Genomic DNA, 14,054 nt, shown 5'->3' with positions numbered 1-14,054 from the left:
CTCCGGTCGGGGATCGGACCCTCCCCACACGACGCCGCCGCGGCGCCGGTTCACCCCGGACGACCGGCGAGCAGCACCTGACCGGTGCTGCCGTCGCGAAGCTGGACCTGCCGGATGTCGGCGACTGCGAGGTCGGTCGAGCCGCTGGTGTTGGCGGTGTCCCCCGGGCTGGCGTGCCAGCGCGAGACGAGCGACGGCCGGCCGTCGTGGTCGAGCACGTAGAGGGCGTAGGAGTGCGTCGCGTCGTAGGGCTCCTTGGCGTACCAGCACGTCATCTCGATCCGTGTCCCCCAGGCCACCGGGGTCAGCGCCACGTCGGCGGTCAGCGGGGTCTCGACCCGCGGCCGGAGCGCAACGGCGACCCCCTGTGCCTGCGGCGCCGGCCCGTCGGAGCCCTGCAGCGAGACCGGCACGACGACGGCGGCCGCCACCGCGGCGGCAGCCGCGAGGCCGAGCCCGACTCGGGTCGACGTACGCCGCCAGAAGGACGGCGGGCTCTGCTGGCCGGCGGCGGCGAGCAGCCGCCGCTCGAGGTCGGCGGGCGGCGTGGCGAGCTCGGGCGGCAGCTCCGGTACGGCGGAGGGCCCGCCCTCCAGCAGGGCCTCGGCGTCCTCGGGGTCGACCCGGGCGAGCAGGCCCGGCAGCGGCGCGAGCGCAGTGACGGCGTGACGGCACAGCGCGCAGCCGGCGAGGTGGCGCTCGAACTCCGCCCGCTCGGCCGGCGAGAGCGCGCCGACGACGTAGGCGCCGTCCCAGTCGGCGTACCTCTCGTGGCCCTCGAGCCCGGTCATCGGGTCACTCCCTTCTCCTCGAGCGCGAGCCGCAGCGCGCGCAGGCCGTAGTGGAGCCGCGACTTCACCGTGCCGGAGGGGATGCCGAGCTCCCGTGCGATCTCGTCGGTGGTGAGGCGGCCGTAGTAGGCGCGTACGACGACGGCGAGGTGCTCGCGCGACAGCGACCGCAGCGCGTCGGTGACGAGCATCGTCTCGAAGAGTGCGTCGACCCGGTCGGACAGCACCGCCTCCGGCGGCGACTCGGTGACCGCCTCGTGGCGGCTGCGGGCGCTGCGCGCCTCGTCGACGACGAGGTTGTGGGCGACGGTGAAGAGCCACGCCCGGGCGGAGCCGCCGTCGCCGTCGGTCAGCCGGCTGCGCCAGGCGCGCAGCATCGTCTCCTGGACGACGTCCTCGGCCCGGGCGCGGTCCCCGGTCAGGCGTACGACATAGCTCCACAGCGCGGCCGCATGGTCGCGGTGCAGCTCCCGAAGTACGTCGGGGTCGCCGGTCGGCATCGTCACGTGGGCCCACTCCTCCCACCCCCTTCACGGGGGCCGGGCGGCTCCGGTTCACCTGACACGTGAACCGTTCCGGCCATTGTCGCGTGTCACGGGCATGACGTTCGACGGACTTCCGGCCCATCCCCTGCTCGTCCACGCCGTGGTGGTGCTGCTACCGCTGGCCGCCGGGGCGCTCGTCCTGCACACGCTGTGGCCGGCGGCGCGCCGGCGGCTCGGCGTGGTGACGCCGCTGCTGGCGCTCGTCGTGGTCGCCCTCGTGCCGGTGACGATCAAGGCCGGCGAGGACCTGGCGCGGAACTTCGGCGCCAACCCCGCCGTCGCGCGTCACGAGCAGCTAGGCAAGCAGGTGCTGCCGTGGGCGATCGCGCTCTTCGTGCTCGCCGCGGTGCAGTGGTGGTGGGGCGGCCCCGGGGAGCGGGTCCTCGTCGGCGCCGACGGCGCCCCGACCGGCGTACGCCGCTCGGTGCACGTCGCGCTCGCCGTCCTCGCGGTGGTCGCCGCGGTGGGCGCGACGGTCGTCCTGGTCCGTGCCGGCGACGCCGGCGCCCGGGCCACGTGGGGCGGCCTGGGCTGATCCGCGGACCTGCGCCCACGGGAGGTCGACCACCCTTAACCTGTGCGTCATGGATCCGATCCGGGAGGCGCACCGGCAGTGGGTCGCCCACGGCTGGGACGAGGCCGCTGACGGGATGGCGATGGTGACCTCGGTCGTACGCGCCCACCAGCTGCTCATGGAGCGGATCGACGCCGTCCTGCGCCCGCTCGACCTCTCCTTCGCCCGCTACGAGGTGCTCCGGCTGCTCTCGTTCACCCGCACCGGAGCGCTGCCGATGGCCCGGCTCGGCTCGCTGCTGCAGGTCCACCCGACCTCGGTGACCAGCGCCGTCGACCGCCTCGAGAGGCAGGGGTACGTCGCCCGCAGCCGCGGCGAGCAGGACCGGCGGGTCGTCCTCGCCGCCATCACCGACGCCGGCCGTGAGGCCGTCGAGACGGCGACGGTCGGGCTCAACACCGAGGTCTTCGAGAAGCCGGGCGTCGAGCACGTCCGCGAGCTCACCCGGCTTCTCGGCGAGCTGCGCGCCTCCGCCGGCGACACCGTCGACTGAAGCACTCGACGTCCTGTGACCGGCGTCCTATGCTGGGCGATACTTGGACTTCCTAGTTTCTAGTCACGGAGCGCCGCATGCCTGACCTGTACGTCCCCCAGCACCACGTCCGCGTGGTGACGGCGAGCAGCCTCTTCGACGGCCACGACGCCTCGATCAACATCATGCGGCGGATCCTCCAGAGCCAGGGCTGCGAGGTGGTCCACCTCGGCCACAACCGCTCGGTGCAGGAGGTCGTCGACGCGGCGGTCGAGGAGGACGCCCACTGTGTCGCGGTGAGCAGCTACCAGGGCGGCCACGTCGAGTACTTCGAGTACCTCGTCTCCTCGCTCCGCGAGCGCGGCGCCGGCCACGTGAAGGTCGTCGGCGGCGGGGGCGGCGTCATCATCCCGGCCGAGATCGAGCGGCTCGCCCGGTCGGGGGTCCACATCTTCTCGCCCGAGGACGGCCAGCGGCTCGGGCTCGTCGGGATGATCAACTCGGTGGTGCGCGACGTCGACACCGACCTGTGGGCACAGCGCCCCGTCACCGCGGACGAGGTCCTCACCGGCGACCGCACCGCCGTCGCCCGCGCGATCACCGGAGCCGAGCTCGGCCGCCTGGACGACGCGTCGCTCGACCGGCTCCGGGCCGCTGCCGCCGGCCGTACGGTCCCGGTCCTGGGCATCACCGGCACCGGCGGGTCCGGCAAGTCGTCGCTGACCGACGAGCTCGTACGCCGGCTGCGGACCGACCAGCAGGACAAGCTGCGCGTGGCGGTGATCGCGGTGGACCCGACCCGTCGCAAGGGCGGTGGCGCGCTGCTCGGCGACCGGATCCGGATGAACTCCGTCGACGGCGACCGGGTCTACTACCGCTCGCTGGCGACCCGCGGCGCCCACGAGCTGCCCGACCACCTCGCCGACGTGCTCACCGTCGTGAAGGCGGCCGGCTTCGACCTCGTCATCGTCGAGACCCCCGGGATCGGGCAGGGCGACGCCGCCATCGTGCCCTTCCTCGAGGACGGTGGCGTCTCGCTCTACGTCATGACGCCGGAGTTCGGGGCGGCCAGCCAGCTGGAGAAGATCGACATGCTCGACTTCGCCGACGTCGTGGCGATCAACAAGTTCGAGCGCCGCGGGGCCGCCGACGCGCTCCGCGACGTGAGCCGCCAGCTCGTGCGCAACCGCGAGGCGTTCGGATCTTTGCCCGAGGACATGCCCGTTTTCGGGACGTCGGCCGCCACTTTCGATGACGATGGGGTCACCGCGCTGTACCAGTACTTGAGGGGGGTCCTGGTGGAGCGCGGTCTCCATGCCGACGAGGGCGTCCTTCCGCCGGTGTCCGTGCGGCACTCCTCCGGACTCCACCCGGTCGTACCCGCCGAGCGGGTCCGCTACCTCTCCGAGATCTCGGCGACCGTCCGCGACTACCACGCCCGCACCGACGAGCTGGTCGCCGCCGCGCGGCGGGCCCAGGCCTTCGAGACGGTGGTTGAGGAGGTCGCGAACGCAAGCTCCTCAACCACCGAGCTCGAAGCGCTCGCCGCGCAGGCGAAGGCCGCGGTCCCCACCGACGTCGCGGAGCAGCTCGCGACCTGGCCGGACACCACGGCGGCGTACGACGCCGACGAGGACGGCCGCACGTCCCTGTCCGGAAACCGGATCCCGCGGGTCGCGGTGCCGCGCTACCAGGACCACGGGGAGCTGCTCCGCTTCCTCCGCCGCGAGAACCTCCCCGGCCGGTTCCCCTACACGGCCGGCGTCTTCCCCTACAAGCGGACCAACGAGGACCCGGCCCGGATGTTCGCCGGCGAGGGCGACCCGTTCCGCACCAACCGCCGCTTCAAGCTCCTCTCCGAAGGGCAGCCGGCGACCCGGCTCTCGACGGCGTTCGACTCGGTGACGCTCTACGGCCGTGACCCCGACGAGCGTCCCGACATCTACGGCAAGGTCGGCACCTCGGGGGTCTCGGTCGCGACGCTCGACGACATGAAGGCGCTCTACGCCGGCTTCGACCTGCTCGCGCCGACCACGTCGGTCTCGATGACGATCAACGGGCCGGCGCCGACGATCCTGGCGTTCTTCCTCAACACCGTCATCGACCAGGCCCGCGAGCGCGGGATCGACCCCGCCGAGGCGCTGCGGACCGTCCGCGGCACCGTCCAGGCCGACATCCTCAAGGAGGACCAGGGCCAGAACACCTGCCTGTTCTCCACCGAGTTCTCGCTGCGCTGCATGGCCGACATCCAGGAGTGGTTCATCGAGCGCGGCGTACGCAACTTCTACTCCGTCTCCATCTCCGGCTACCACATCGCCGAGGCCGGGGCGAACCCCATCAGCCAGCTCGCCTTCACCCTCGCCAACGGGTTCACCTACGTCGAGTCCTACCTCGCCCGCGGGATGGACATCGACGACTTCGCGCCCAACCTGTCGTTCTTCTTCAGCAACGGGATGGACCCCGAGTACACCGTGATCGGCCGCGTCGCCCGCCGGATCTGGGCGGTCGCGATGCGGGAGAGGTACGGCGCGTCCGAGCGCTCGCAGAAGCTGAAGTACCACATCCAGACCTCCGGCCGGTCCCTGCACGCGCAGGAGATGGACTTCAACGACATCCGTACGACGCTGCAGGCGCTGACCGCGATCTACGACAACGCCCAGTCGCTCCACACCAACGCCTACGACGAGGCCGTGACGACGCCGAGCGAGGAGTCGGTGCGCCGCGCGCTCGCCATCCAGCTGATCATCAACAAGGAGTGGGGCCTGGCCTTCAACGAGAACCCGCTCCAGGGCTCCTTCATCGTCGACGAGCTCACCGACCTCGTGGAGCAGGCGGTGCTCGAGGAGTTCGACCGGATCTCCGAGCGTGGCGGGGTGCTCGGGGCTATGGAGACCGGCTACCAGCGCGGGAAGATCCAGGACGAGTCGATGCTCTACGAGCACAAGAAGCACGACGGCTCCCTCCCGATCATCGGGGTCAACACCTTCCGCCGCCCGGAGGTCGCCCACGACGCCGACCCGAACGCCGCCCTCGCCCTCTCCCGCGCCACCGAGGAGGAGAAGGCCTCCCAGCTCAAGCGGGTCCGCGACTTCCAGGCCGTCCACGCCGAGGAGGCGAAGGAGGCGCTCGCCCGGCTCAAGGACGCCGCCACCTCCGAGGAGAACGTCTTCGCGGTCCTCATGGACGCCGCCCGGGTCTGCTCGCTCGGGCAGATCACCGAGGCGTTCTTCGAGGTGGGCGGCGCCTACCGTCGCAACGTCTGACCCGTCGAGTCGGGGGTTGCGACCCGTCGATTCGGGACTTGCGCCCCGTCGAGTCGGGGGTTCTGCCCCTCAGCCGGCCAGGGCGGCGGCGTCGACGAGGCTCGGGCCGTACCACGTGATCAGTCGGCCGCTGACCAGCTCCACCGGCGTACGCACGAAGGCCTCCGGGCCGTCCTCGGTTGTGAACGGGTACGGCTCGTCGGGGAGCAGGACGGCGTCCGCCGCCGCGGCGTCGAGGTCGCTGACCTCGACGTGTGGGTAGCGCTCGCGACCGGGGTTGAGCGGCCCGTCGTACACGTTGGCCCAGCCGAGCCGCCGGAGCAGGTCGCCGGTGAAGGTGTCGGCGCCGACGACCATCCACGGATCGCGCCAGATCGGTACGACGACGCGGCGGGTGATCGGCGGGAGCGGGCCGCGCCAGCGCGCGCCGGCCTCCACGAGCCACGCCGGCCGCTCCCACCCGAGCGCGTCGAGCAGCCGCTCGATGGACGCGACCGCGTCCGGCACGGTGCGGATGTCGGTGACCCAGACCCTGAGGCCGGCCGCACGCAGGCGGCGTACGTCGAGCTCGCGGTTCTCCTCCTTGTTGGCGACCACGACGTCGGGCCGCAGCTCGCGGATCGCGCCGAGGTCGGGGTTCTTCGTCCCCCGCACGCGGGCGACGTCGAGCAGTGTCGGGTGCGTGCACCAGTCGGTCGCGCCGACCAGGCGGTCGGCCGCCACCGAGGCGAGCGTCTCGGTCAGCGACGGCACCAGCGAGACGACGCGGCCGGCCGGCCGCGGGCCGTCGTACGCCGTGCCCAGATCGTCACGCATCGCTGTCGAGGCTAGCGTCGACAGACCACAACCCCTGAGTCGACGGGTCACAACGCCGGACTCGACGGGTCACAACGCCCGACTCGACGGGTCACAACCCCGGACTCGACGGGTCACAACCCCGGACTCAACGGAAGGACGGCCGCTCCTTGGCCAGGAACGCCCGGACGCCCTCCTTGAAGTCGGGACCGGTGTAGACGTCGTGGAGCAGGTCCTCGTCGCCGACGGGCGCGGCCTCGAGGCTGGCAGAGCGGGCGGCGAGCTGCGACTTCGCGGCGCCGATGGTGACACGGGAGAGCGGCAGGACCGACTCGACGAGGGCGTCCACCTCCTCGTCGAGCGCGGTCGACGTCTCCGCGACGGAGGTGAGCGCGCCGGCGGCGTAGGCGCGGTCGGCGCCGACGAGCCGGGCGGCGAGGAGCATCTCGCGGGTGAGCGGCTCGCCGAAGACGGTGGCGCAGCGGTAGACGATCGGCGCGGCGAGCGCGTTGCCCAGCGTCTTCGCGATCGGGTAGCCGAACCGCGAGTACGACGTGGCCACGCGCAGGTCGCAGTGCGTGGCGACCGCCAGCCCACCGCCGACGCAGACGCCGTCGACGGCGGCGACCGTCACCTGCGGCAGCGCGTAGAGCTTGAGCAGCAGGTCGCGGATCCAGTCCTCGTAGGCCACCGCGTCGCGGGAGAGGAAGTCGGAGATCTCGTTGCCCGCAGCGAACGCCCGCCCGCCGGCGCCGCGCAGCACCAGTACCCTCGCGGACTCGTCGCCGGCCAGCTGGTCGCACAGGTCGTGCAGGGCGGCGTACATCGCCTCGGTGAAGGCGTTGTGGCGCTGGGGCCGGTCGAACGTCACGCGTACGACGCCGGGCCGGCGCTCGATCTGGAGGTCGTCGCTCACGCGACATGAGAGTAGGGCACCGCCCGCAGGCGGTGCCCCACACCTCTGACCCCTCTGACCGGTGAGCCGCTCAGGAGATGTGCGGCTTGACCTGCTGGGTGTAGATCTGCTCCAGCTTGGTCTTGAGCGCGCCCATCTCGGACTTCACGTCCTTGTTCTGCGTGAGGATGTTGGCGCAGTGGTTGGCCATCTCGATGTCGCCGCTGGGGATGAAGACGCGGGCGTAGTCCTGCGGACGGGTGATGTCGAGCTGGTCGATCGCCGTCTTGGCCTGCGGGACCTCCTTGAGCAGCCCGGAGGTGTCGGCGGACTTCCGGATCGGCATGTAGCCGGTCGCCCGGGCGAACTTCACGGTGTTCTCCGGCGAGGTCAGGAACTTGATGAAGGTCGCCGCGGCGAGCTGGTTCGGCTTGTCGATCGCCTTCGGGATCGCCACGCCGGACCCGCCGGTCGGGCAGACCGGGGTGTCGGCGGACGGCGTCGGCACCTTCGGGCCGCCGGGCAGGAAGCCGACGCCGACGTCGAACTTCGCGACGTCGAGTACGCCGACGAGGCTGCCGGTCGATCCGACCGTCGCGCTGGCAACCCCGGCGGCGAGGTCCTGGGTGGAGTCGACGCTCGCCACCCCGGCGAGCTTGGACTTGTAGACCAGGTCCTTGAGGAACTGGATGGCCGCGACCGACTCGTCGGAGTCGCAGATGATGTCGAAGCTGTCCTTCTTCGACCAGCCGCCGCCCCAGGCCCAGAGGTTGTTCTGGAAGCTCCAGCCGGCGTACCCGGCGAGGGCGGGGAGTTGGAAGGCGTACTTCGAGCCGGAGACCTCCTTGAGCTTGGGGGCCGCGTCGGCGAACTCCTCCCAGGTCTCGGGAGCCTTCTCCGGGTCGAGCCCGGTCTTGTCGAAGTGCTCCTTGTTGTAATAGAAGATCGGCGTCGACCGGGCCCACGGGACCGCCCAGGTGGCGTCGTTGTACTTGTAGTCGCTGAGCAGCGAGTCGACGTAGTCGTCGGTCTCGTAGTCGAGCGCGTCGAAGAGCGAGTCCATCGGGATGATCTGGTCGTTCATCATGTAGCGGAACCACCAGACATCGGAGAGGTTGACCAGGTCCGGGAGCTTGCCGCCGGTCTGCGCGGTCTGGAACTTCTGCGCGATCTCCTCGTAGTCGGCGCCCGCCGTGACCAGCTTGACGGTGATGTCGGACTGGCTCTTGTTGAAGGCGTTGATGATCTGCTGGGTCACCGCCTGCGAGTCACCGGGGTTCGCGGACCAGAAGGTGATCTCCTTGGCCGGCGTCACTCCGGAGAAGTCGATCTGGTCGACCTTGCCGGTGGAGCTGCTGCTGCCGCTGGTCGAGGGGCCGCCGCCGCATGCCGAGAGCGCTGCCGCGGAGACGCCCGCTGCGGCGAGCCCGAGGAAGCCGCGCCGGTCGAAGCCGGCACGTACGGGGCGGAAGCCGGGACGCTGAAACTGGGTCATGCGTTGACACCTTTCCGGGATGTGGGGCGTCGTCAACCCTTGACGCCGCCCTGGGTGAAGCCGTTCACGATGTGGCGCTGGAGGGTCGAGAAGACGAGCAGCACCGGGACGAGGACCATCACCGTGCCGGCCATGAGCACCCCGAAGGTCTGCGCCTGGTTGTCGGGGTTCACGAGCAGGGTGAGGCCGCGCGGCAGGGTCATCATGTGCGGGTCGGTGGTGATGATGAGCGGCCAGAGGTAGTCGTTCCACTCGTAGACGATGTTGACCATCGCCACCGTCGCGATGCTGGGCAGACCCATCGGCACCACGCAGTGCCACAGCCGGCGCCAGTGGCCGGCGCCGTCGAGCTGGGCGGCCTCGAGCACCTCGTACGGCAGCTGCAGGAACGCCTGCCGCAGCAGGAAGGTGCCGAAGCCGGTGCCGAGGCCCGGCAGGATGATGCCCCAGTAGGTGTCCTCGCCCCCGAGGCTGCTGATCAGCACGTAGTTCGGCAGCGCGGTGACCTGCGGCGGCACCATCAGCGTGGCGAGGATCGCCCAGAAGACGATCCGCTTGCCGGGGAACTCGCAGAACACCAGGCCGTACGCCGTCAGGATCGCGAGCAGCACCTTCACCCCGGCGCCGATCACGGTCACGATCGCCGAGTTGAGGAAGAGCCGTCCGAACGGCACCTGGTGGATGGCGTCGGAGTAGTTCTCCGCCCGCCACACGTGCGGGAAGACGACCAGGTCGCGCGAGGCGAGGTCGCCGGGGGTCTTGAACGACGACAGGACCATGTAGGCGAGCGGCAGGACCACGACCAGCACGGCCAGCGCGAGGACGAGGTAGTCACGGATCATCCACGCGCCGAACCGCCGGTGCGGCGCCCGGCCGGGGGTCTTCTCGGGCGTGGGTGTGGTCTCCTCGAGGGGAACCGTCACGATGCTCATCGGTAGTGCACCCTCCTCTCGAGGAAGACCAGCTGGAGCAGGGTCAGGAGCACCAGGATCACGAAGAGGATCGTCGAGATGGCCGCCGACGCGCCGGCCTGGCTGGCGCCCTTGAAGCCGGTGAGGTACGCGTCGAAGATCAGCGTCTTAGCGCCCCGGCCCTGCCGGTCGAGCGCGATGAGCAGGTCGAAGGCCTGCAGCGAGCTCAGCATGGTCGTCACCATCAGAAAGAACGTCGTCGGCGACAGCAGCGGGAACGTGACAGAGAAGAACCTCCTGACCGGCCCGGCGCCGTCGAGCGAGGCGGCCTCGAGCAGGTCGGTCGGCACCGCCTGGAGACCGGCGAGGTAGATGATCGCGGCGTACCCGAGGTTCTTCCAGACGTAGACGATGATCACCATCGTGAGCGTCCAGTGCGGGTCGTTGATCCACTCCGGGCTGGTGATGCCGATCGACCGCAGGATCGCCGAGAGGGCCCCGATGTTGGGGTCGAAGATGTAGAGCCAGGTCAGCCCGACGCCGTACCCGGAGAGGACGTACGGCGCGAAGACGGTCGCCCGGGCGAACATCGCCCCCGGCAGCCGCTTGTTGAGGGCGATCGCGACCAGCAGCCCGAGCGCCATCGACAGCCCCACGCTGCAGACGGTGAAGACGACCGTCGTGATCAGGACCGTCTTGGCCTCGCCGGAGGCGAAGAAGTCCCGGTAGTTCTGCAGCCCGACCTTGATCGCCGTCGGCGAGCCCAGCGTCCAGTTGAGCGTCGAGTAGTAGACGTTGACGATCAGCGGCCGGTAGGTGAACGCGACGATCAGCGCGACGTTGGGCGCGACGAAGGCGAGGAAGACCAACCACTCGCGCAGCCGACGGGGCGTGACCCGGCGCCGCGGTGGACTTGTGGCATGCGTCACACTGGCTCCCGGACTCACGGTCGGGGAGTCAAGCGAAGTCACGAGGCGGGAGTCAAGCGACGCCGTCTTTACCTGCGGGACCCTCGGGGTGAACGTCGTGTGTCGACAGCGCGAATCACGACTGAACCAGCCACCGGGCGAGCAGCGTCCCGTCCTCCTCCAGGAGCGATCCGAGCGTCAGCGGTACGTCGAGCGCCGGCCCGGTCAGGATGCGCCGTCCGTCACCCGCGAGCAGCCTCGGCGCGAGGGTCGCGCAGAGCTCGTCGACCACGCCGGCGCGGACCAGGTCGCCCAGCAGACTGGGCCCTCCCTCGCACAGAACGTGCCTGAAACCGTCCTCGTGGAGCCGGTCGACCAGCCCGATCAGGTCGACCGCCGTCTCCCCCACGACGTACACGTGGTCCTCGCCGAGGACGGCCCGTGCCTCGTCGAGCAGCGGGGCGCTCTCGGAGGTCGCCAGCCGGACCGCGCCGGGGTCCCCTCCACGTGCCGACGGGGGCACGTCGCCACTGCCGCTGACGACGAGGATCGGTGTCTGGACCGGTCCGTACCGCTCGGCGCGCACGGTGCCCGCGCCGACCAGGATGACGTCGGCGAGCCGACGCAGCAGCTGGAAGACCTCCTGGTCCACGCCGGTGTTGACCGTGCCGCTCCGGCCGTCGCCGCCGGTGGCGCCGCCGTCGACCGAGCTGACCATGTTGGCGCGCAGCCACGGCAGCCGCGGCGGCGTGTAGATCTCCCGCAGGCCGTCGTCGGTGTCCGGGTCGGCGTCGGGGCCGATCAGGACCCTCACCGCTCGTACCTCACGACCCAGTACTGCACGCCGTACGGCGCGGCGTCGTAGTCCACTGTCACGGTCTCCTCTCCGGTCAGCAGGTCGGCGAGCGCGGCCAGCGCCGCCGTGCTCGCCCACAACTCGGTGGCGAGCCCCTGGTCGAGGACGCGGAGCGCGTCCGGGTCCGGGGCGAGCAGTGCCTTGCCGAGCTGGTCGTCGAACGGGCGCGCCCGCTCGTCGTACGGCCCGGGCGAGGTGCGGGACCGGCGGGCGGTGCCGTTGGCGACGACGAGGTGGTTTCGAGACGGGCGCGGGGCGCCCTCCTCAACCACCGTCTCGAAACCACCGCGGGCCTCGACCAACGCCTGTCCGACCCGCCTCCCCTGGGCGTCGCCGAGGATCTCGGGGGCGGGGCCGAGCCAGTCGACGGCGGCGCGTACGGCGAGCCGGAGCTCGGGGAAGGGGTCGGTAGCAGCGGCGTACGCCGGCAGCAGCGCGAGCGCGCCGGGGACCACGGCCGCCCGCAGCGACGCGCTCATGCCAGCCCCCGGATCGCGTGCAGCGGCGGGCGGCGACCGGCGATCGACCAGGTCATGTCCACGACGTCGCGGGTCTCCCGCACCTGGTGGACGCGGTAGATCCGCGCCCCCGCGAGCGCGCAGACGGCGGTGGCGGCCAGCGTGCCGGCCAGCCGCTCCCCGGTCGGGCGGCCGAGCGTCTCGCCGACGAAGTCCTTGTTCGACAGCGAGACCAGCACCGGCCAGCCGGTCGCGACCAGCTCGCCGAGCCGACGGGTGAGCTCGAGGGAGTGGAAGGTGTTCTTCCCGAAGTCGTGCGCCGGGTCGATGACGATCGACTCCCGGGCGACGCCGGCCGCGAGGGCGCGCTCGGCGTACGCCGTCGTGTCGGCGATCGCGGCGGCCACCACGTCGTCGTACTCCTGTCGGTGCGGGTCCGTCCGTGGCGCCAGCCCGCCCGTGTGGGTGCAGATGAGGGCGGCGGCGTGCTCGGCGGCGACGTCGACGAGCGCCGGGTCGTGGCCGCCCCAGGCGTCGTTGAGCAGGTCGGCGCCCTCGCCGCAGACGACGCGCGCCACCTCGGAGCGCCAGGTGTCGACGGAGATGACGAGGTCGGGGTGGGCCGCCCGCACCTGCCCCACGAACGTGCCGACCCGGCGGATCTCCTCGGCCGCGTCGACGTCCGGTCCGTAGCCCGCCTTCACGCCGCCGATGTCGACGATGTCGGCGCCCTCCTCGACGACCTGGGCGACCCGCTCCAGGGCCGCCCCGGCGGCGTACGTCGCCCCCTTGTCGTAGAAGGAGTCGGGCGTCCTGTTGACGATGGCCATCACGAGCGGCCGGTCGTCGGCGAAGGCGTGCCGCCCCAGCTTGAGCATGTCGACCAACGTAGTGGACGGCCAGAACGCGCCCGATAGGGTGCGCGCCATGAGCTGGCTGGTGACCGGAGGGGCGGGCTACATCGGAGCGCACGTCGTGCAGGCGCTCCTCGACGCGGACCTCGAGCCGGTGGTGATCGACGACCTGTCGTCGGGGATCCGGCGGTTCGTGCCCGAGGGCGTGCCGTTCGTGGAGGCCTCGATCCTCGACCGCGCCGCCGTCGACGAGGCGCTCGGACACGACGTCGAGGGGGTGATCCACCTCGCCGGCTTCAAGTACGCCGGGGTGAGCGTCCGGCGCCCGCTGCACACCTACGACCAGAACGTCAGCGGCACGGTCACCCTGCTCGACGCGATGCTCGCCGCCGGGGTCGACAAGCTCGTCTTCAGCAGCAGCGCCGCGGCGTACGGCACGCCCGACGTCGACCTCGTGACCGAGCAGACGCCGACCCGTCCGGAGAGCCCGTACGGCGAGACGAAGCTGATCGGCGAGTGGCTCATCGCCGACGTGGCGCGGGCGCACGGCCTGCGGCACACGAGCCTGCGCTACTTCAACGTCGTGGGCTCCGGGCGGGCCGACCTGTTCGACTCCAGCCCGCACAACCTCTTCCCGCTGGTCTTCGACGCCCTCGCGAAGGAGCGTACGCCGGCGATCTTCGGCGACGACTACCCGACCCCCGACGGCACCTGCGTCCGCGACTACATCCACGTCGCCGACCTCGCCCACTCCCACGTCGTCGCCGCCCAGAAGCTCGCCGCCGGCGAGGACCTCGAGCCGGTCTACAACCTCGGCTCCGGCGACGGCTCCAGCGTCCGGCAGATCATGGACACGATCCGCGAGGTCACCGGCATCGACTTCACCCCCGAGATCCAGCCCCGCCGCGCCGGGGACCCGGCCCGCATCGTCGCCGCCGGCGACCTCGCCCGCCGCGACCTCGACTGGGAGCTCCGTCACGACCTGCGGAGCATGGTCGCGACCGCCTGGGAGGCACGTCAGGCGGCGGGCGACGACTACCCCACCGGGTAACCCGTCAGTAGGTCCCGACGTACCCTCGTCAAGTTCACTGACGGGTAACGTGACGGTCGTCGCAACCCCCTTTACGGCGCGCGGTCTAGTCCGCCAGAGTGTGGGTGTCCGACCTCGAGTCGGACCCCATGTGTCAGCACCGGCCAAGGGTGGCCGGTCCACTCGATCTCGGCGAATCGGACTCGT

General features: G+C 71.2%; 14 protein-coding genes. 4 read left to right on the top strand and 10 right to left on the bottom strand.

Going from position 1 to position 14,054, the window contains the following annotated elements; all coding sequences use genetic code 11:
- Nucleotides 1-50: 50 nt before the first annotated feature.
- Together ABLE53_RS09270 and ABLE53_RS09265 are read right to left on the bottom strand one after the other, a co-directional pair.
- On the bottom strand, nucleotides 51-791 hold the full coding sequence (locus ABLE53_RS09270; protein WP_348858551.1) for a zf-HC2 domain-containing protein: 741 nt from the start codon (nucleotides 789-791) through the stop codon (nucleotides 51-53).
- Nucleotides 788-1,291, bottom strand: a complete 504-nt coding sequence (locus ABLE53_RS09265) for a sigma-70 family RNA polymerase sigma factor (RefSeq protein WP_348858858.1) — start codon at nucleotides 1,289-1,291, stop codon at nucleotides 788-790. The genes ABLE53_RS09270 and ABLE53_RS09265 overlap by 4 nt, the downstream gene beginning before the upstream one ends.
- A 100-nt stretch (nucleotides 1,292-1,391) precedes the next feature.
- Here ABLE53_RS09265 and ABLE53_RS09260 point away from each other — a divergent pair, with 100 nt between their 5' ends.
- From ABLE53_RS09260 to icmF, 3 genes are all read left to right on the top strand, one after another.
- Nucleotides 1,392-1,871 (top strand): hypothetical protein, encoded by a 480-nt coding sequence (locus tag ABLE53_RS09260; protein WP_348858550.1) that lies wholly within the window; start codon nucleotides 1,392-1,394, stop codon nucleotides 1,869-1,871.
- A gap of 49 nt (nucleotides 1,872-1,920) precedes the next feature.
- The gene (locus tag ABLE53_RS09255) at nucleotides 1,921-2,403 is read left to right on the top strand and encodes a MarR family winged helix-turn-helix transcriptional regulator (protein WP_348858549.1); all 483 of its coding nucleotides are present in this window, start codon (nucleotides 1,921-1,923) and stop codon (nucleotides 2,401-2,403) included.
- 77 nt (nucleotides 2,404-2,480) lie between these two features.
- Complete coding sequence (gene icmF, locus ABLE53_RS09250) at nucleotides 2,481-5,645, top strand: fused isobutyryl-CoA mutase/GTPase IcmF (protein WP_348858547.1); 3,165 nt, start codon at nucleotides 2,481-2,483, stop codon at nucleotides 5,643-5,645.
- 69 nt (nucleotides 5,646-5,714) lie between these two features.
- Here the strand turns inward: icmF and ABLE53_RS09245 are convergent, their stop codons facing one another.
- From ABLE53_RS09245 to folP, 8 genes are all read right to left on the bottom strand, one after another.
- The gene (locus ABLE53_RS09245) at nucleotides 5,715-6,461 is read right to left on the bottom strand and encodes a helical backbone metal receptor (RefSeq protein ID WP_348858546.1); all 747 of its coding nucleotides are present in this window, start codon (nucleotides 6,459-6,461) and stop codon (nucleotides 5,715-5,717) included.
- 127 nt (nucleotides 6,462-6,588) lie between these two features.
- A complete protein-coding gene (locus ABLE53_RS09240) occupies nucleotides 6,589-7,356 on the bottom strand; it encodes an enoyl-CoA hydratase-related protein (protein ID WP_348858545.1) in 768 nt (255 codons plus the stop codon).
- A 70-nt stretch (nucleotides 7,357-7,426) separates the two neighbouring features.
- A complete protein-coding gene (locus tag ABLE53_RS09235) occupies nucleotides 7,427-8,830 on the bottom strand; it encodes an ABC transporter substrate-binding protein (protein ID WP_348858543.1) in 1,404 nt (467 codons plus the stop codon).
- A gap of 32 nt (nucleotides 8,831-8,862) precedes the next feature.
- On the bottom strand, nucleotides 8,863-9,762 hold the full coding sequence (locus tag ABLE53_RS09230; protein ID WP_348858542.1) for a carbohydrate ABC transporter permease: 900 nt from the start codon (nucleotides 9,760-9,762) through the stop codon (nucleotides 8,863-8,865).
- On the bottom strand, nucleotides 9,759-10,670 hold the full coding sequence (locus tag ABLE53_RS09225; protein ID WP_348858541.1) for a carbohydrate ABC transporter permease: 912 nt from the start codon (nucleotides 10,668-10,670) through the stop codon (nucleotides 9,759-9,761). Before ABLE53_RS09225 ends, ABLE53_RS09230 begins: the two co-directional genes overlap by 4 nt.
- Nucleotides 10,671-10,785: 115 nt before the next feature.
- Complete coding sequence (locus ABLE53_RS09220) at nucleotides 10,786-11,463, bottom strand: dihydrofolate reductase family protein (RefSeq protein ID WP_348858539.1); 678 nt, start codon at nucleotides 11,461-11,463, stop codon at nucleotides 10,786-10,788.
- The gene (locus ABLE53_RS09215) at nucleotides 11,460-11,984 is read right to left on the bottom strand and encodes a class III extradiol ring-cleavage dioxygenase family protein (RefSeq protein WP_348858538.1); all 525 of its coding nucleotides are present in this window, start codon (nucleotides 11,982-11,984) and stop codon (nucleotides 11,460-11,462) included. Before ABLE53_RS09215 ends, ABLE53_RS09220 begins: the two co-directional genes overlap by 4 nt.
- Nucleotides 11,981-12,841, bottom strand: a complete 861-nt coding sequence (folP, locus tag ABLE53_RS09210; protein ID WP_348858536.1) for a dihydropteroate synthase — start codon at nucleotides 12,839-12,841, stop codon at nucleotides 11,981-11,983. The genes ABLE53_RS09215 and folP overlap by 4 nt, the downstream gene beginning before the upstream one ends.
- A 49-nt stretch (nucleotides 12,842-12,890) precedes the next feature.
- On the opposite strand from folP, the gene galE reads away from it, so the two are divergent.
- A complete protein-coding gene (gene galE / locus ABLE53_RS09205; protein ID WP_348858535.1) occupies nucleotides 12,891-13,868 on the top strand; it encodes a UDP-glucose 4-epimerase GalE in 978 nt (325 codons plus the stop codon).
- Nucleotides 13,869-14,054 lie beyond the last annotated feature (186 nt).

The organism is Nocardioides asiaticus, from assembly GCF_040049175.1.
GTDB lineage: Bacteria > Actinomycetota > Actinomycetes > Propionibacteriales > Nocardioidaceae > Nocardioides > Nocardioides cheoyonin.
Note: the sequence above shows the minus strand (reverse complement) of the source record. Positions and strands in the feature narration are given on the sequence as shown.